At 72.2% G+C, this 16,479-nt stretch carries 19 protein-coding genes; 9 read left to right on the forward strand and 10 right to left on the reverse strand.

Going from position 1 to position 16,479, the window contains the following annotated elements; all coding sequences use genetic code 11:
* Positions 1-67: 67 nt before the first annotated feature.
* Complete coding sequence (locus tag ACFY2A_RS27835; RefSeq protein WP_387175916.1) at positions 68-595, forward strand: GNAT family N-acetyltransferase; 528 nt, start codon at positions 68-70, stop codon at positions 593-595.
* A gap of 148 nt (positions 596-743) precedes the next feature.
* Here ACFY2A_RS27835 and ACFY2A_RS27840 read toward each other — a convergent pair whose 3' ends face one another.
* Entirely contained in the window at positions 744-1,529 is a 786-nt protein-coding gene (locus ACFY2A_RS27840; protein WP_387175918.1) for an aldo/keto reductase, read from the reverse strand.
* 101 nt (positions 1,530-1,630) lie between these two features.
* On the opposite strand from ACFY2A_RS27840, the gene ACFY2A_RS27845 reads away from it, so the two are divergent.
* Together ACFY2A_RS27845 and ACFY2A_RS27850 are read left to right on the forward strand one after the other, a co-directional pair.
* Entirely contained in the window at positions 1,631-2,677 is a 1,047-nt protein-coding gene (locus tag ACFY2A_RS27845; protein ID WP_387175920.1) for a DNA polymerase ligase N-terminal domain-containing protein, read from the forward strand.
* A gap of 16 nt (positions 2,678-2,693) precedes the next feature.
* Complete coding sequence (locus ACFY2A_RS27850) at positions 2,694-3,887, forward strand: threonine synthase (protein ID WP_387175922.1); 1,194 nt, start codon at positions 2,694-2,696, stop codon at positions 3,885-3,887.
* Between the two features lie 35 nt (positions 3,888-3,922).
* Here ACFY2A_RS27850 and ACFY2A_RS27855 read toward each other — a convergent pair whose 3' ends face one another.
* The 4 genes from ACFY2A_RS27855 to ACFY2A_RS27870 form a co-directional block, all read right to left on the reverse strand.
* A complete protein-coding gene (locus ACFY2A_RS27855; protein ID WP_387175924.1) occupies positions 3,923-5,719 on the reverse strand; it encodes a glycoside hydrolase family 15 protein in 1,797 nt (598 codons plus the stop codon).
* Between the two features lie 88 nt (positions 5,720-5,807).
* Positions 5,808-6,212 (reverse strand): cupin domain-containing protein, encoded by a 405-nt coding sequence (locus tag ACFY2A_RS27860; RefSeq protein WP_363916579.1) that lies wholly within the window; start codon positions 6,210-6,212, stop codon positions 5,808-5,810.
* A gap of 230 nt (positions 6,213-6,442) precedes the next feature.
* On the reverse strand, positions 6,443-6,850 hold the full coding sequence (locus ACFY2A_RS27865) for a hypothetical protein (RefSeq protein ID WP_387175926.1): 408 nt from the start codon (positions 6,848-6,850) through the stop codon (positions 6,443-6,445).
* Between the two features lie 207 nt (positions 6,851-7,057).
* Complete coding sequence (locus ACFY2A_RS27870; protein WP_387175928.1) at positions 7,058-7,579, reverse strand: septum formation initiator; 522 nt, start codon at positions 7,577-7,579, stop codon at positions 7,058-7,060.
* 103 nt (positions 7,580-7,682) lie between these two features.
* Between ACFY2A_RS27870 and ACFY2A_RS27875 the strand changes: the two genes are divergently transcribed.
* From ACFY2A_RS27875 to ACFY2A_RS27885, 3 genes are all read left to right on the forward strand, one after another.
* On the forward strand, positions 7,683-8,375 hold the full coding sequence (locus ACFY2A_RS27875; protein ID WP_363916573.1) for a response regulator transcription factor: 693 nt from the start codon (positions 7,683-7,685) through the stop codon (positions 8,373-8,375).
* A complete protein-coding gene (locus ACFY2A_RS27880; protein ID WP_387175930.1) occupies positions 8,372-9,640 on the forward strand; it encodes an ATP-binding protein in 1,269 nt (422 codons plus the stop codon). The genes ACFY2A_RS27875 and ACFY2A_RS27880 overlap by 4 nt, the downstream gene beginning before the upstream one ends.
* A gap of 216 nt (positions 9,641-9,856) precedes the next feature.
* Positions 9,857-10,372, forward strand: coding sequence for a PepSY domain-containing protein (locus ACFY2A_RS27885; RefSeq protein ID WP_387175932.1), 516 nt, complete (start codon positions 9,857-9,859; stop codon positions 10,370-10,372).
* Between the two features lie 72 nt (positions 10,373-10,444).
* Here the strand turns inward: ACFY2A_RS27885 and ACFY2A_RS27890 are convergent, their stop codons facing one another.
* Entirely contained in the window at positions 10,445-11,332 is an 888-nt protein-coding gene (locus ACFY2A_RS27890) for a sulfotransferase domain-containing protein (protein ID WP_387175934.1), read from the reverse strand.
* A gap of 94 nt (positions 11,333-11,426) precedes the next feature.
* On the opposite strand from ACFY2A_RS27890, the gene ACFY2A_RS27895 reads away from it, so the two are divergent.
* Positions 11,427-12,431 (forward strand): hypothetical protein, encoded by a 1,005-nt coding sequence (locus tag ACFY2A_RS27895; RefSeq protein ID WP_387175936.1) that lies wholly within the window; start codon positions 11,427-11,429, stop codon positions 12,429-12,431.
* On the opposite strand, the gene ACFY2A_RS27900 is transcribed toward ACFY2A_RS27895, so the two are convergent.
* From ACFY2A_RS27900 to ACFY2A_RS27915, 4 genes are all read right to left on the reverse strand, one after another.
* On the reverse strand, positions 12,415-12,696 hold the full coding sequence (locus tag ACFY2A_RS27900; protein ID WP_387175938.1) for an adhesin: 282 nt from the start codon (positions 12,694-12,696) through the stop codon (positions 12,415-12,417). The genes ACFY2A_RS27895 and ACFY2A_RS27900 overlap by 17 nt on opposite strands.
* Positions 12,697-12,887: 191 nt before the next feature.
* Complete coding sequence (locus ACFY2A_RS27905) at positions 12,888-13,205, reverse strand: hypothetical protein (protein ID WP_387175940.1); 318 nt, start codon at positions 13,203-13,205, stop codon at positions 12,888-12,890.
* A 91-nt stretch (positions 13,206-13,296) separates the two neighbouring features.
* Positions 13,297-13,644, reverse strand: coding sequence for a DUF1330 domain-containing protein (locus ACFY2A_RS27910; protein ID WP_387175942.1), 348 nt, complete (start codon positions 13,642-13,644; stop codon positions 13,297-13,299).
* An 82-nt stretch (positions 13,645-13,726) separates the two neighbouring features.
* Positions 13,727-14,323: a pentapeptide repeat-containing protein gene (locus ACFY2A_RS27915; protein WP_387175944.1), complete on the reverse strand. Its 597-nt coding sequence runs from the start codon at positions 14,321-14,323 to the stop codon at positions 13,727-13,729.
* 79 nt (positions 14,324-14,402) lie between these two features.
* Here ACFY2A_RS27915 and ACFY2A_RS27920 point away from each other — a divergent pair, with 79 nt between their 5' ends.
* Both ACFY2A_RS27920 and ACFY2A_RS27925 read left to right on the forward strand, forming a co-directional pair.
* Positions 14,403-15,629 carry a serine hydrolase domain-containing protein gene (locus tag ACFY2A_RS27920; protein ID WP_387175990.1) on the forward strand — a complete coding sequence of 409 codons (1,227 nt, stop codon included), beginning with the start codon at positions 14,403-14,405 and terminating at the stop codon, positions 15,627-15,629.
* Positions 15,630-15,829: 200 nt separating this feature from the next.
* Entirely contained in the window at positions 15,830-16,474 is a 645-nt protein-coding gene (locus tag ACFY2A_RS27925; protein ID WP_387175946.1) for an NAD(P)-dependent oxidoreductase, read from the forward strand.
* Positions 16,475-16,479: the final 5 nt, after the last annotated feature.

Genomic DNA, 16,479 nt, shown 5'->3' on the forward strand with positions numbered 1-16,479 from the left:
GGGGGTTGCCCAGTGGTGTCGGGAGATCGCAGACTTGGCAGCCACTACGACGGGGGGCCGAGCTGACGTGGACGTACGCCTGGAAGGTGACGGGGTGGTCCTGCGCCAGTGGTCCGAGCAGGATCTCGACCAACTGGTCACCCTCTTCGACGATGCCGAGATGGCGTACCGCCTGCCGGTGGCGGCCCCGTTCGACCTGGCCGCCGCCGAGGCGTACCTGAACTCCGCCCGGCGTGCCCAACGGGCCGACGCCCGGGTCTACTTCGCCGTCACCAGCGGCGACGACCTGGCCCGTGGCGAGGTGATGCTCAACCTGGCCACCGGCACCATCGGCTACGCGATCGGCCCGGCCTACCGCGGTCAACGCCTGGCCAGCCGCGCCCTTCGGCTGATGACCGAGTACGCCCACCGGGTGATCGGCCTGCCGACTGTTTACCTGGAGATCGAGCCGGACAACGCCGGCAGCATGGCCGTGGCCCGGTCCGGCGGTTACCGGCCGACCGGCGACGAACCGGTTTTCGTCGAGGACAAGGGCCGCCGCTACGCATTGCATCGCTGGTCGCACACCGAACCGGCACCGCCGGCCGTCACCTGACGACGGCGGCCGGCGACGACGGCGGCCGGCGACCGTAGGCGGATTGCGGCAACTCGGGCTCTCAGCGCTCCGGGAGAGCCCGAGTTGCCGCATGTCGCGACGGCTCCGCCTCGCGGCGGCGGCGCGGCGGGCGTCGCCCGGCCCCGGGTCAGGAGCCGAGGGCGTCGATGTCGCGCATCTCCTCGGCGGTCAGCGAGAAGCCGAAGACGTCCGCGTTGGCGCGGATCCGCTCCGGCGTCACCGACTTGGGGATCGCCACGATCTCGTGGTCGAGGTGCCAACGCAGCACCACCTGGGCGGGCGAGACGTTGTGCGCGCCGGCGATCCGGGTCAGCACCGGGTCGGACAGGTCGGTGGTCTTGAACGGGCTGTAGCCCTCCAGCACCACCCCACGGTCCCGGTGCTCGGCGTGCCGCTGCCGGTCGTAGAGCCGAGGTCCCCACTTGATCTGGTTGACCGCCGGGTTCTCCTCTGTCGCCTGGATCAGCTCGTCGATCTGGGCGGTGCTGAAGTTGCTGACCCCGACCGCCCGGGCCAGGTTCGCGTCGCGGGCGGCGAGCATCTCCCGCCAGACCGGGATCAGGTCACCGGGGTCGTTCGGTGGCCAGTGCACCAGCCACAGGTCGACGTACTCGACGCCGAGGGCGCGCAGGCTCTCCTCGATCGTCTCCCGTTCCCGGCCGACCCGCTCGGGCGGGAGCTTGGTGGTGATGAAGACGTCCTCCCGGCGCAGCCCGCTCTCCCGGATCGCCCGGCCGACCTCCTCCTCGTTGCCGTACATGGTGGCGGTGTCGATGTGCCGGTAGCCGGCGTCGAGCGCGGCGAGCACGGCCTTGTAGCCCTCCTCGCCGGTCGCCTGCCAGGTGCCGAAGCCGAGCAACGGGATCCGGACGTCACCGGGGAGAACTGCGGTGGGGTGGTCACTGTGGTTCATGTCGACCGTTCTACCCCCGATGACCCTCGGCATGCCCGAGATCGGGCGCGTCGGATCCCGCCGCCGGGCGCGTCGGCGCGATTTGCCGGAGAATGCGGGACGTGGCTGACCGGCTTGAGGAGTACCGGCGCAAGCGGGACGCCGCGCGTACCCCCGAACCGGTGCCGGCCGAGCGTCCCCGGCGGTCCCGGGCCGGCGACCGCGCCCGGTTCGTCATCCAACAGCACCACGCCCGCAGCCTGCACTGGGATCTGCGGCTGGAGCGCGACGGAGTGCTCGTCTCCTGGGCGGTGCCGCGCGGGCTGCCCCGTGATCAGGGGCGCAACCACCTCGCCGTGCACACCGAGGACCACCCCATGGAGTATCTCGACTTCTCCGGCGACATCCCGGCCGGCGAGTACGGCGGCGGCCAGATGCTCCTCCACGACCAGGGCACCTACCGCTGCGAGAAATGGCAGGACCGCGAGGTGGTGGTCGAGCTGCGGGGGAAGCGGACCACCGGACGGTACGTGCTCTTCGCCACCGGCGGGCGCGACGGCCGGGACTGGATGGTGCGTCGCACCGACCCGCCACCGCCGGGCTGGACCGCTATGCCCGACCTGGTCGCGCCGATGCGTCCCACGCCGGCCGGCCGGCTTCCCACCGATCAGGCCGCCTGGGGGTACGAGCTGCGCTGGGACGGGACACGCGCGGTGGCGTACGTCTCGGGCGGGCGGCTGCGGCTGCTCTCCGACGCCGGTGCGGAGATCACCGGCGAGTACCCGTGGCTGCGGCCGATGGCCGAGGCCCTGGCGCCGACGGAGGTCGTGCTGGACGGCGTCCTGGTCCGCATCGACCGCGCCGGGCAGGTCCGGCCGGCGCGGGGTGGGCGCAGCACCGTCGATGCCCAGTACCTGCTGGTCGACCTGCTCTGGTTGGAGGGGGTGAGCAGCCTGGAGTTGCCGTACCCGCAGCGCCGCGAGTTGCTCGACGCGCTGGCGTTGGCCGGGCCGCACTGGCAGACTCCGCCGTGGTTTCCCGGCGCCGGTGCCGAAACCATGCGTGCGGCGCGCGAACAGGGCCTGCCCGGGGTGGTGGCGAAGCGGCTGGACTCCGGCTACGAGCCGGGTCGCCGCAGCCGCGCGTGGCGCAGCGTGAACGCGAGCTGAGACGGCGAGGAGTGGCGTGTATCTGACCCACCTCGAGTGCCCGCGCTGCGGCCGGGAACACGACGCTGGTGTACCGCAGAATCTCTGCGAATGTGGCTCACCGCTGCTGGCGCGCTACGACCTCGCGGCGGCGGGGCGGGTGATCGAGCCGGAGCGGTTCGGGTTGCGCCCGGCCGATCTGTGGCGGTACCGGGAGCTGCTCCCGGTGGCCGACCGGAGGAATGTCACCACGCTCGGCGAGGGATGGACGCCGATGCTGCGCGCACCGGCGTACGGTGCGGACATCGGCATCGACGAGTTGCTGGTCAAGGACGAGGGACTGACCCCGACCGGCTCGTTCAAGGCGCGTGGGGCGGCCGTGGGCGTGAGCCGCGCCCGGGAACTGGGCGTACGACGGATCGCCATGCCCACCAACGGCAACGCGGGTGCGGCGTGGGCCACCTACGCGACCCGGGCCGGGCTGGGCGCCACCATCGTGATGCCGCTGTCCGCACCGACCATCTGCCGTCGGGAATGCGTGGCCGCCGGTGCCGACCTGCGCCTGATCGACGGGCTGATCGGCGACGCCGGGCGACAGGTGGCCGCGCTCGTCGCGGCCTCCGAGGGCACCGTCTTCGACGCCGGTACGCTGCGCGAGCCGTACCGCCTCGAGGGCAAGAAGACGATGGGGTACGAGATCGTCGAGCAGTTGGGCTGGCAGGTGCCCGACGTCATCATCTACCCGACCGGCGGTGGAGTGGGGCTGATCGGCATCCACAAGGCTCTCGGCGAGCTGCGGGAGCTGGGCTGGGTCGAGGACAAGCTGCCCCGACTGGTGGCGGTGCAGGCCACCGGCTGCGCGCCGATCGTGCGGGCGTTCGCCGCCGGGGACGACCGGGCACGACCGTGGGAGGACGCGCACACGGTGGCGTTCGGCATCACCGTTCCGGCACCGCTGGGCGACGAGTTGATCCTCGCCGCGCTGCGGGCCACCGCCGGCACCGCGATCGCGGTGGACGACGCCGAGATCCTGGCCGACCTGCGGGACTTCGCCGCCCGGGAGGGCCTGCTGCTCTGCCCCGAGGGGGCCGCCTGCCTGACGGCCGCGCGCCGGCTGCGGGCCGGTGGGTGGATCCGGGCGGGCGAACGGGTCGTCGTGCTCAACACCGGTGCCGGGGTGAAGTATCCGGAGACGATCGACGTCTCCGGCGTACCGGTGCTACCACGCTGACGAGTGGTGCACCCGCCGTCGATGCGGCGCAGGCATCACTCGCCGGTGGGGTCGGTCAGCCGCCAGGCGGCGTTGACCTGGCCGATGTGGGACAGCGCCTGCGGCATGTTGCCCAGGTGTGCCCCGGTGACCGGGTCGATCTGTTCGCTGAACAACCCGACGTCGTTGGCGTGCCCGGTGACCCGCTCGAACAGCCGGGCGGCCCGCTCCCGTTCACCGGCCAGCACCAAACACTCCACCAGCCAGAACGAGCAGAGCACGAAGCCCGCCGCGTCGTCGTCCCAGCGGTGGATCAGTCCGTCGTCGCTGCCGAGTTCCCGCTCGACCGCCTCGATCGTCGCTCGCATCCGTGGATCGGTGGCCGGCAGGAAACCCACCACCGGCAGGTACAGGGCCGCCGCGTCCAGTTCCGGCGCCCCGAAAGCGCCGGTGAAGACGCCCCGGCGCTCGTCGAAACCGTCCCGGAGGACGGTGGCCCGGATCTCGTCCCGGATGGCGGCCCAGCGCCGCACGTCCGCCTGCTCTCCCAACTGCGGGGCCAGCCGCACCGCCCGGTCCATCGCCACCCAGCAGAGCACCTTGGACGACAGGTAGTGCCGCTCACGGTCGCGCGGTTCCCAGATCCCCCGGTCGGGCAGTCGCCAGGTGGTCGCCACCTGCTCGGTGAGGCCGAGCACCATGTCGCGCAGCTCGGCGGGGAGCGGGTCGCCGAGGTAGTCGTGCAACCGCCACACCGCCGAGATGACCTCGCCCGGCACGTCGAGTTGCCGCTGCCGCCAGGCGTCGTTGCCGGCGCGTACCGGTCCGGTTCCGGCGTACCCGATGAGGTGGGGACAGACGTGCTCGGAAACGTCCCGTTCCCCTTCCAGCCCGAACAGCACGGGCACCGGATCGGGGCCGACCCGGCCGATCGAGCGGGCCGCCCATTCGAACAGGCGGGACGCCTCGGTCGGGCAGGCCGCCACCCACAGCGCCCGCATGGTCATGGCGAAGTCCCGCAGCCAGCAGAAGCGGTAGTCGTAGTTGCGGTCGCCGCCGATCAGTTCCGGCAACGAGGTGGTCGGCGCGGCGGCGACCGCGCCGCTGCGGGCGTAGGTGAGGCCGGTGAGGACCGTGGCGCTGTGCCGCACCACCTCGGGATAACGCCCCTCGTACCGGTGGCTCTCACGGAACGCCTCCCAGGCCAGCACCGTGTCCGCCAACGTGCGGACCGGGTCCAGCCGGGCCGGTGGTTCGCGGTACGCCGGCGCGTAGGCCAGGTCGAAGCCGAGCACCTGGCCCGCGTCCACGGTGAAGGTCTGCCGCACCCGGTCCTGTTCGGCGCGCAGGGGCAGTCCGGCGCAGCGCAGCACCAACGCCACCGGGCCGGCCATGGCCGCCACCGCACCGTCGGGGAGCTCCCGCAGGTACGGAGTGAGCAGGCCGTACTCGGGTCGCGGACGGTAGTCCAGGGCCATCGGCACCCGGCCGGACAGTCCCTCGACGACGCGTAGCAGCACGGCCGGGGAGCGCATGCCGAACTCGTGGGCGCGGGCGCCCACCTCGGCGGCGAGGGCGTCGGTGACGGCGACGCTGCCCTCCGCGGTGTGGTGCACGGTACGCAGCACCAGGGTGTCCGGCTGGTACGAGCGCTGCACCCGGTGCCCGGGCTGTCCCACGGCCACCGGTGCCAGTTGCCAGTGACCGCCGTTCGGGTCGAGCAGCCGACCGAAGACGGCGGGCGAGTCGAACCGGTGCGGGCACCACCAGTCGATCGAGCCGGCCCGGCTGACCAACGCGCCCGAACGGCAGTCGGAGAGGTACCCGTAGTCGGAGATCGCCGGCTGCTCCATGCGGTCGGCGTACCCAGGATTTCGGGCCTCATCACGCCGCCCCGCCGGTCTCCGCCGGTCTGGGCGGACACCGGCCAGGGCGGAGGTCTCAGGAGGTGGGTGGTTCGTCCTCGCCGGCGGCCTCGGCGGCGTCGGCCTCCTCCTTGGTGCGGTGGACGGCCTGGTCGGCGTGCTCCGGCGGCCCGTAGACGGTGTAGAGCACCAGTGGGTTCGGCCCGGTGTTGACGAAGTTGTGCCGGGTGCCGGCCGGTACGACCACCAGGTCGCCCTGCACCACCTCGCGCTTCTCCCCGGCCACCCGTGCCTCACCGGTGCCACTGACGAAGGTCAGGATCTGGTCGATGTCCTCATGGACCTCCTCACCGATCTCGCCGCCCGGCGGGATCGTCATGATCACCAACTGGGTGTGCTCCCCGGTCCACAGCACCCGCCGGAAGTCCGGGCTCTTCTCGGCGACAGTCGCAATAGTGAAGTGCTCCATGCCCCGACACATACCCCGTCGCGGGCCGGTCCACGCCGCGCTTCGCACATGGTGGAAATCGGCCACCGCCCGGGGTTTGGACCGACGCCGATCGGGGATCGACACCAGCGACCGGTACGACCGGTCATGCCAGGTCCCCGCTGACGTACCGCCGTACGGCTGCGGCGGTGGGAGACGGCCGAGCGCGGCGCGGTTTCGACTCTCGGGTCAACGGCGCCGCGCGCTCGCGTGCGACAGGGTGCTCAGGAGAGCACGGCCAGGTGGAAGGGACGGTCGGCGGCCGACCCGGCGCCGTCGAAGGTGGTCACGAAGACGGCGTTCGGAATGCCGGTACGACCGGCCACCGTGAGCTGACCGGCGGGTGCCAGTCCGGAGCTACCCGTGAGGCCGACGGTGCCGACCAGGCCGGCACCGGTCACGTCCTGGTCGAAGACCACCTGGTACATCCCGGTCTGTAACCGGTTGGCCGCCGCCGCGCCCAGTCCTCGGACCAGGAGGCCGTCCGCGCTGACCACCGCGAACAGAACTCTCGCGGTCAGTGGCATGCCGGCGCCGGCGCAGGTGGTGTGTTCGGCCTCGGCGTGCGCCGTGGCCTCGTCGCCCGGCACCGGCTGCGGTGCCCCTCTGCTCCTGGCTCTCGCGCTGGACATCGGACTCCTTCCCCGACCCGGCCGAGCGGCCCTGGCGTCTTGAGTTGTTGCGGCGACCAAAGGTGGATCAGCGCCGATCGGCCCCCTTTGTGCCTCGAACGTATGTTGCGTTCCCTGTCGGCAGCCAGGCGAATGGCTGTCCGATAAAGGACATTTGCTTAGTTGATCACGCCATTGACCTGCGGTGGCGTCTGGAAGGTGTGCGGCTCAGTCGTCGTCGAGGTCGACGGTGGGCACCCCGCCCACACACCGCACCGACAGCTCGTACTCGCCGCTCGGGCCGACGAACGTCACATCCGCATCGTCGTCCGGGCCACGATCGACGTCATCCACCCGGTAACCCGGTCGCGCGCTCCAGGAAACCAGGTAGACCCCGCCCGGCACGCACTCGGCCACCGCGCTGCCGCCCGCCGTGGAGAAGCCGCGCCGGTTGCCCGGCTCCGCGCTCGGACCGGCCGGCGACACCGGGCTCGACGGTGACCCGCTCGGGCCGGCACCGCTCGGCCCGCTGCCGGGCGCCGGGGTGTCAGTTGACGCGCTGCCGGGCGACCCGGTACCGACCGGTGCCGGCTCGGCGAGCGCGCGGGCGATCTCCTCCTGGCTGCGGACCCCACCGGGCGTCCCGGTGAGACTCTCACCCACCAACCGGATCGCGGCGAGCCCGATCAGGGTGGCGACGACCGCAGTGGCCAGCCATCCGGCCACGGCGAGGAAGGTTCGACGGCCCATCACCCGACTATCCCCGATCACCGGTTGGGGCGACCTTCGGGCAACGCTAAGGGACGGTTAACGAAACCGGCCGGCACCGATCGCCGGGGATACCCTGCCTGCTGTGGCCCGCCTGCTGCTGATCGAGGACGACCTGACCATCCGTGCCCCGCTGGTGCGGGCGCTACGCGAGCGGGGGCACGCCGTGGCCGCCGCCTCCACCGCGATGACCGGGCTGCGCGACGCCCTCGACGACCGCCCCGATCTGGTCGTACTCGACCTCGGGCTGCCCGACCTGGACGGCCGCGAGCTGCTGCGGATGCTGCGGGCCGTCAGCGCCGTCCCGGTCATCGTGGCCACCGCCCGCGACGACGAGCGGGAGATCGTCCGGGTACTCGACGCGGGGGCCGACGACTACGTGGTCAAACCGTTCACCGCCGCCCAGCTCGACGCGCGGGTCCGCGCGGTGCTCCGCCGCGGACCCGGCGGACCGACGGAGGATCCGACGGTGGTGGTCGGTGGGCTGCGCATCGACCCCCGCTCCCGACAGGTCAGCCTCGACGGCGAGCCGGTCGAGCTGACCCCGCGCGAGTTCGACCTGTTGCGGCATCTGGCCACCCGGGTCGGTGAGGTGGTGACCAAGCGGGAGTTGCTGACCGAGGTGTGGCAGATCCCGTACGGCGGGGCGGACAAGACCGTCGACGTGCACCTGTCCTGGTTGCGCCGCAAGCTCGGCGAGAGCGCCCAGCATCCGCGCTACCTGCACACGGTACGCGGAGTCGGGGTGCGGCTGGTCACGCCGGAGGTCGGCGGGTGAGGGCGCGCCTGGCGCTGCTGGTGGCCGCGGTCAGCGTCCTCATCGTGATCGCTTTCCTGGTGCCGCTGGCGTTGCTGCTGCGCACCGCCGCGGAGGACCGGGCGACGGTGCGGGCCACCGCCGACGCGCAGAGCCTCGCTCCGGTGGTCGGCACCGCCGACGCGGAGACCGTACGGCTGACCGTCGAACAGCTCGCCGCCGAATCGGCCCGGCCGGTCAGCGTGTTCCTGCCGGACGGCACGGTGCTCGGCTCGGACGCCGCGCGTACCCCGGCGGTGGAGTTGGCCGGGCGCGGGCAGAGCCTCACCGCCGAGACGACCGACGGCCGGGAGGTGGTCATCGCGGTGCAGGGCCGCGCGGACGGCACCACCGTGATCCGCACCGTGGTGCCGCGGGCGGAGATGACCGCCGGGGTGGGACGTGCCTGGCTGGTGCTGGCCCTGCTCGGAGCGTTGCTGGTGCTGATCGCCCTGGCCGTCGCCGACCGGCTGGCCCGCACGCTGGTCCGCCCGATCAGCGAGTTGTCGGAGGTCTCGCACCGGCTGGCCAACGCCGAACTGGGCGCGCGGGTGAGCCCGGCGGGGCCGGTCGAGTTGCGCGAGGTCGGTGGCGCCCTCAACCACCTCGCCGGCCGGATCCAGGAGTTGCTGGTGCAGGAGCGGGAACAGGTGGCCGACCTGTCGCACCGGCTACGTACGCCGCTGACCGCCCTGCGTCTGGAGGCCGAGTCACTGCGCGACCCGCAGGACGCCGCCCGGGTGATCGGCGCGGTGGACGGACTTGAGCGGGCCGTCACCGGCCTGATCCGGCAGGCCCGCTGGCGCGCCCCCTCCGATGGTGCGGTGGTCGCCGACGCCGCGACCACCGTGGCGGACCGGGTCGCCTTCTGGTCGGTGCTGGCGGAGGAGACCGGCCGCGCGGTAGACCTCGACCTGGCGCCCGGCCCGGTTCCGGTCGCCGTCGCGGCCGACGAGTTGGCTGCCGCGCTGGACGCCCTGCTCGGCAACGTCTTCGCGCACACCCCGGACGGCACTGCCTTCGCCGTCCGGCTCCGTGCCGTCGGCGACCAGGTGATCCTGACGGTTGCCGACGAGGGCCCCGGCATCACCGCCGCCTCGGTACGTCGGGGAGCGAGCCAGGCCGGCTCGACCGGACTCGGGCTGGACATCGCCCGCCGGGCGGCCCAGGCCAGCGGCGGCCGGCTGTCACTCGGCGAGCGGCCCGGCGGCGGTGCCGAGGTGACGCTCTGGCTCGGCCGGGCGTAACCCTCCGTCCCCGTCCCGGCCCGGCTGGCGTTCCGCTTCGCCCGGCGAGGCACTCCGGCTCGGCCGGAGACGGCCACCGGGCGAGGTTCCTTGTGCTCCCAGCACGGTCGCTTTCCGTGAGCAGGCCGGTCTTAACCAGGGCTTAGGGTTCGGACAGCGCGCTGCTATCGCGGCGCGGCCGATCCTCGATGCAACAACCGAGGAGAGGTGCAGACGATGAAGCGCAACCCCCTGATTCTGGCGTCGGTCGGCGGCGCGGCGGCGGTGCTCGCGGTGGCCGGGGTGTTCCTCGGCGTCGCGGCGGCGGACGACAGTCGGGCACGGCAGACGACCCTGACCGCCGCGACCGGCGCCCCGGCCAGCACCACCACGATCGACCCGACGGACACCACCACGACCGGCCCGAGCGCCACCACCACGGCCGAGCCGACCGGTGCTGCACCGAGTACTCCCGGGCAGAACCAGCAGGCCACGGAGGGCGACGCGGTGAGTCGGGAGCGAGCCGGTGAGATCGCGCTGGCGCAGGCCGGTGGTGGGCGGATCACCGAGACCGACCGGGATGAGGAGAACGGCCGGGCCGTCTGGGAGGTCGAGATCGTCAACGGCGGCACCGAACACGAGATCGACGTCGACCGGCAGTCCGGTGAGGTCGTCAAGGCCGAGCAGGAGCCGGTGGACGACGACGATGACGATGACGACGACCGGGACGACGACGACCGGAACGACGACTGACCTGGCCATCACCGAGCCCGATTCGGCTCACCGGCGCCCCGGAACGGCATCCGCCGCCTGGGGCGCCGACGTTCACGCCTCGGCCCGGTGCAGCCAGGCCAGCAGGTCCGGCGGCGCCAGCGCGGCGACCCGGGACCGGTAGCGGGCCCGTGCCTCCGCGGCGAGCAGCGCGTTGCCCTGACCGGACCGGCCGCTGCGGAAGAAGGCGTTGCGGTCCTTCAGGACTCCGGCGGGGTCGGGCGCGAGCCGGTCGGCGCGGGCCCGCATCCGGTCGAAGGTTGCCGCCTCCACCAGATCAGGTCCGGGAGGTTCGAGGTCCAGGCGCTCGGCCAGGCGCCGCATCTGCCCGGCCAGGTCGACCCGGAGGTCGTCGTAGTGGACGAGGTGCACGTTCGGCTGGTGCCGGCGGGCCCAGGCGTCGCGCAGGTGCCGCATGACACCCGGCAGCGAGTCCAGTTCGGCGCGCGGATCCGGATCCGCGTCGATCCAGCGTACGAGCGCCTGCTCGACCGGCGGACGAGGGCTGTCCGGCCCGGGTGTGGTCGGCTGACCGGTCAACTCGGCGAGTCGGGCGCGATCCAGGTTGGCACCCTGGTGGTGCAGCGAGACGGCCGCGTCGAGGGGATGGCGGGCCACCACCACGTAGTGCACCCGGGGATCGTTCGGCACCCCGTCCAGCGGGGTGTGGGTCTTGATGAAGCGACGGTGCCGCTGGGCGGCCAGCCGCGCGTACACCCGCTCCTGCGGCTCGACCAACCAGTCGAGCCAGGGCGACAGCTCGGTCAGCGGCGCCGGCAGTTCCGGCGTACGCAACACCAGCAGGGCGCAGATCATCTGCATCCAGGTCGTCCCGCTCTTGGAGCGGGTGCTGATCACGATGTCCCCGGGACGGAAGGGAAAGCCCTGCCAGCGGGCGCTGTCCTCGTCGGCGGACCGGTACCGGGTCGGTGTAGCAGCCACCGCGCGAGGATAGTCGGGGAGCTGACACCTGTCCGGCGAATTCCCGCTGCTCCCCTCTGGGAGGTGGGTAATCGTCTGGCTACATTGAATTATGATGCCCGCCCTCGGAGGACGGGCGGAGGAGCCGGTCTACCGTCCCATCCTCGCCGCACGGCGCGGGGAACTGGAGGCGCTCGGCCACCTCGACGACGCCCTCGCCCCGATGCTCAGCCCGATCCTGCAACTGTCCGAAGTCGACAAGAACGTCATCGACCCGCTGACCCGACTGCCGCCCGGACTGCTCCCCGCCGTCGACATCGGCGCCCTACCCGACACCACGGCGTCCGCGTTGGCCCGTCGGGGCGTACCGCTGGTGCCGGTGATCGGCCTGACGGACGGTGAGCGGCGGTTGGCGGCGCTCGGTGCCACGGCTCGCGCGCAGCCCCAACGGGGCGTGGTGCGCCTGCGGCTACGCCAGGACCGGGCCGGCCCCGACGCCACCACCACGGCCGTGGAGCGGATCGGAAGGCACGCGCGGCTGGCCCCTGAGCAGTGTGATCTGGTGCTCGACTGCGGTGACGTGTGCTGCCCGGCGGACGTCCGCCTGGTCGAGCCCCGGGTCCGGCGGATGCTGGACTGGACCCGGCGGCACGCCTGGCGTTCGGTGAGCGTGGTGGCCGGTGGCATGCCGCCGGCCCTGTCCCGACTGCCCATCGACGAGCCGGTGCGGGTGGATCGTTGGGACTGGCTGCTCTGGCAACGGCTGGCCGACCTGGGTGTCACCTTCGGCGACTACGGCGTGACCCCGGCCGCTGCCCAGCCGACCGTCGACCGGCACCTGACGATCCCCTACACCGGCGACGACGCCTGGTTGATCCACCGCTGGTCGCGCCGCCGGGGACAGGGCGACCAGCGGGTCGCCGACCTGTGTCGCACGCTGGTGTCGGGCCCGCACTGGCCGACCACGGGTGCGAGCTTCTCCTGGGGTGATCAGGAGATCTCGCGCCGGGCGCGGCGCGGCGCCGGGGCCGGCTCGGCAACCAACTGGATGGCGTGGAGCACCTCGCACCATCTGGCCCACGTACTGAACGCGTTGGCCCGGGCTACTCCTGCTCGGTGAACCCGAACTGCACGACACCCTCGTCGTCGACGGTCGCGTCGACCGAGGCGTCACCGAGCAGGTCGGCCGCGTCGGAATCGAGGAAGATCCGGGCACCCTGGTTGTCGACCACATGGTCGCCCTCGATCGGCGCGGGCACCAACTCGACGGTGAGCGAGCCGGCGGTGGTGTCCGCGGCGATGCGTACGCCGCCGTCCTCGGAGACGTCCTGCTGCGCGGCGAGATCACGGATCACCAGGACGGCGTTGTCGGTCATCGTGAGCATGGTGGGACTCCTCGTGGTTTCTGGGCTCCCGGGCGGTGCCACCACCGCCACATCGGGGCAGCTCAAGGCCCCTCCCAGCCCCCACGGTGCCCGCTGTCGAGGCGTCCGTCAAATAGAGCGATGTCAGCACAATTGGAGGCGTGACGGCCCGTTGCGTGGGTACCCGGACCGGTTGCGCCCCCTCCCGTCGATCAGGCTGAGGGCCGGGGCGGCAGCGGCGCGGCGGGATCACCGCGCTCGATCAGCGCGGCGATGTCGGCGTCGTGCAGACCGCGTAGCGCGAGCACCCGGGTGCCCCACCGATGCAGACGGCACGGGTGCGGGCTGGCGTCGTTGCGGCAGACCGTGCCGCCCGACCAGTTCCGTGGCGCGTGCACCACGACAGCCCGCACGGCGAACTGGGCATCCTCGGCGGTCACGTACGGCGGCAGCGGAATCTCCCGCAGCCCCACCCCGGGCCACTCGCCGTCGGGCGGGGCGGGACGGACGGTACTGCTGCTGCTGTTCATCGGCCTGGCCTCCACACAGGACGGTCGAACACGGACAGCAGGACGTTACGACCCGATGGACCCGGAGTGACGGACAAACTGTCCCGTGGGCTCAGCCGGCCGCCGCCTGCGCCCGCAGTGCCGTCGCGGTCTGGCCGGGGTCGTAGCCGGGGCCCACCCCGTCGAAGATGATCGCCGAGGCGTCGATGTGCCGCGTACGCAGCGGCAGGATCTCCTGGTAGGCCGGCGAGTCGTACCAGGCGTGTGCCTGCTGCCGGTCGGGGAACTCGAGGATGACCACGGTGCCCGGCCACTCTCCCTCGCGTACGTCCGCCTCCGGGCCGTGCACCACGAACCGGCCACCGAAAGGCTCCAGCGTGGCCTGGATCCGCTCCAGGTAGGTCAGAATATCCTCATTGACCTGCGGGTTCCGCAGGTGCGCCAACGCGAAAGCGGGCATTGCTCGTCCTCCCCGGGTCGTCTCCGTCGTGTGGGACGGTCGCCGACCAGGCTACTGCCGAAGCGGGCCGCCGAACGGGCGGTCAGTCGCGGATGTCGAAGCCGAGGGCCCGGGCCAGGGTCGCCGCCTGCATCAGGTCGATGACCGTCCCGGCCCGGTGCACCGTGGCCGGATCCAGCCCGGCCAGATTACTGCCGCGCAGGTCGGCACCGGACAGCCGGGCGTCGCGCCACTGCACCTCGGACAGGTCGCACCCGGTCAGCGACGCACCCGTCAGGTCGGCCCCGGACAGGTCGGTCTCCCGCATCCGTACGCCGGTGAACCGCGCGCCGCGCAGGTCGCCACCGGCGAGGGTGAGGAACGACCAGTCGCCTCCGGTCACGGTCAACGGCCGCAGGTCACAACGGTCGAAGGTGCTGCCCAGCAGCTTGCAGCCGGTGAACTCCGCCTCGAACAGGTTGCACCGGGTGAAGACGCACCGGGTGAAGGCCGAGTCGGCGTGCCGGGAGACGTTGAACGTCACGTCACCGAAGGTGCAGCCTTCGAAGGTGGCACCCCGGCTGGTCGCCTCGGTGAGATCCACCCGGTGGAAGGTGCAGTTGACGAAGTGCCGGTCCGCCAGGTCCTCGGCGTACCAGTCCTCGTCGTGGAAGGTGACGTCCTCGGTCGGCTCCGGCATGTCCCGCAGGCTAACCAGTGACCCCGACAACATGCCTTCCCCGCCCCGCGTACCGGCCGGTAGGTTCCCTGGGGTGAGCATGGCATCCAGCATCGAGCCGGAGCAGGTCGGATTCGACCCGACGCGGCTGGCCCGGATCGACGAACACTTCGCCAGCTACGTCGACTCCGGCCGGCTCGCCGGCTGGCAGGCGGTGGTCACCCGGCGTGGCGAGATCGCGCACAGTTCGACGTACGGGTTGCGGGACCGCGAGGCGGGCACGCCGGTGCAGTCGGACACCCTCTGGCGGATCTACTCGATGACCAAGCCGGTCACCTCGGTCGCGGCGATGATGCTCTGGGAGGAGGGCCGCTTCGAGCTGACCGACGAGATCGGGCGCTGGCTGCCCGAGTTCGCCGACATGCGGGTCTACTCGAAGGGTTCGACGCTCAAGCCGTACACCGTGCCGGCGATCGAGCCGATCCGGATCTGGCACCTGCTCACCCACACCGCCGGGCTGACCTACGGCTTCATGCAGACGTCGGTGGTCGACGGGCTGTACCGGGCCGCCGGCTACGACCTCTACCCGCCGGCCGAGGTCGACCTGGCCGGGGCCTGCCGGGTCTTCGGTGAGTTGCCGCTGCTGTTCCAGCCCGGCACTGCCTGGGGCTACTCGGTCGCCACCGACGTGCTCGGCCGGCTGATCGAGGTCGTCTCCGGGCAGAGCCTGGACACCTTCCTGACCGAACGGATCCTGCGTCCGCTGGGCATGGGCGACACCCGCTGGCACGTCGAGGGCGCCGACGCCGAACGGCTGGCCGCCCTGTACGTGCCGGACCCGGCGTCCGGTCGCGCGGTACGTCACGACGCGCTGGGCGCGCTGGCGTACGAGAAGCCGGTGCTGCTCTCCGGAGGCGGTGGGCTGATCTCGTCGGCCGCCGACTACCACCGCTTCACCCAGCTGCTGCTGCGCGGCGGTGAGCTGGACGGCACGCGTCTGCTCGGTCCCCGGACGGTGCGCTTCATGACTCGCAACCACCTGCCTGATGGGCAGGACCTGGGCACCCTGTCCACGGGCGGGTTCGCCGAGACCAACCTCGACGGCATCGGGTTCGGTCTCGGCTTCGCGGTCGTCGACGACCCCGTGCCGAGCCGGGTACCGAGCAGTGTCGGCGAGTACTACTGGGGCGGCGTGGCCAGCACCGCGTTCTGGGTCGACCCGGTCGAAGAGATCACCGCCCTGTTCTTCACCCAGCTGATGCCGTCGAGTACCTGGCCGCTCCGCTCGCAGCTACGCCAGCTGGTCTACTCGGCGCTCGTCGACTGACCGGTTCCGCCGACGCTCACCAGTTCTCCTGCCTAGCCTGGAGGCGTGAGCGAGCTTGCGAGCGAACCATCAGGCACAGCAGCGGGCGCCTCGCGCCGCCGCCACGCGAAGCGGGGTGGCGGCGTGAGCGAGCTTGCGAGCGAGCCATCAGGCACAGCAGCGGGCGCCTCGCGCCGCCGATCCGCGAAGCGGGCGGCGGCGTGAGTGACGTCGTCGTGTTCGGTGCGGCCGGCACCGCGGGTTCCCGGATCGTCAGGGAGGCGTTCAACCGAGGGCACCGGGTGGTGGCCGCGGTACGCCGCCCGGAGGCGGACGCGCCGTACCTGCCGGCCGGGGTTCGGGTCGTCACCGGGGACGCGACAAGTGAGCGGAGCGTGCGGGAACTCGCGCCGGAGGCGGATGCGCTGGTGGTGGCGATCGGCGGCGGCAACCGCACGCTGTGGCCCGACGCGGCGCGGGCCGTGCTCGACGCGTTGCACGGGATGCCGGCGGCGCCTCGGGTGATCCACGTCGGCGGCGGTGCCACCCTGCTGAGCCCAGCGGGTACCCCGCTGCTCGACGACCCGGACTTTCCCGACGAGTACCGCGACGCCGCGTTGGGGCAGGCGGAGGCCCTGGATGTCTACCGCTCCTCGGCCGACGGGGTGACCTGGACGTACGTCTGCCCGCCACCGCTGGAGTTCCACCCGGGCGAGCGCACCGGCCGGTACCGCACCGGCACTGACCAGCCGGTGACCGACGCGCAGGGCCGCAGCGTGCTCAGTTACGAGGACCTGGCGGTCGCGGTGGTCGACGAGATCGAGAACGAGCGCTTCCCGAACATGCGCTTCACCGCCGCGTACTGATCTCT

Source organism: Micromonospora sp. NPDC000442, from assembly GCF_042898635.1.
Taxonomy (GTDB): domain Bacteria; phylum Actinomycetota; class Actinomycetes; order Mycobacteriales; family Micromonosporaceae; genus Micromonospora.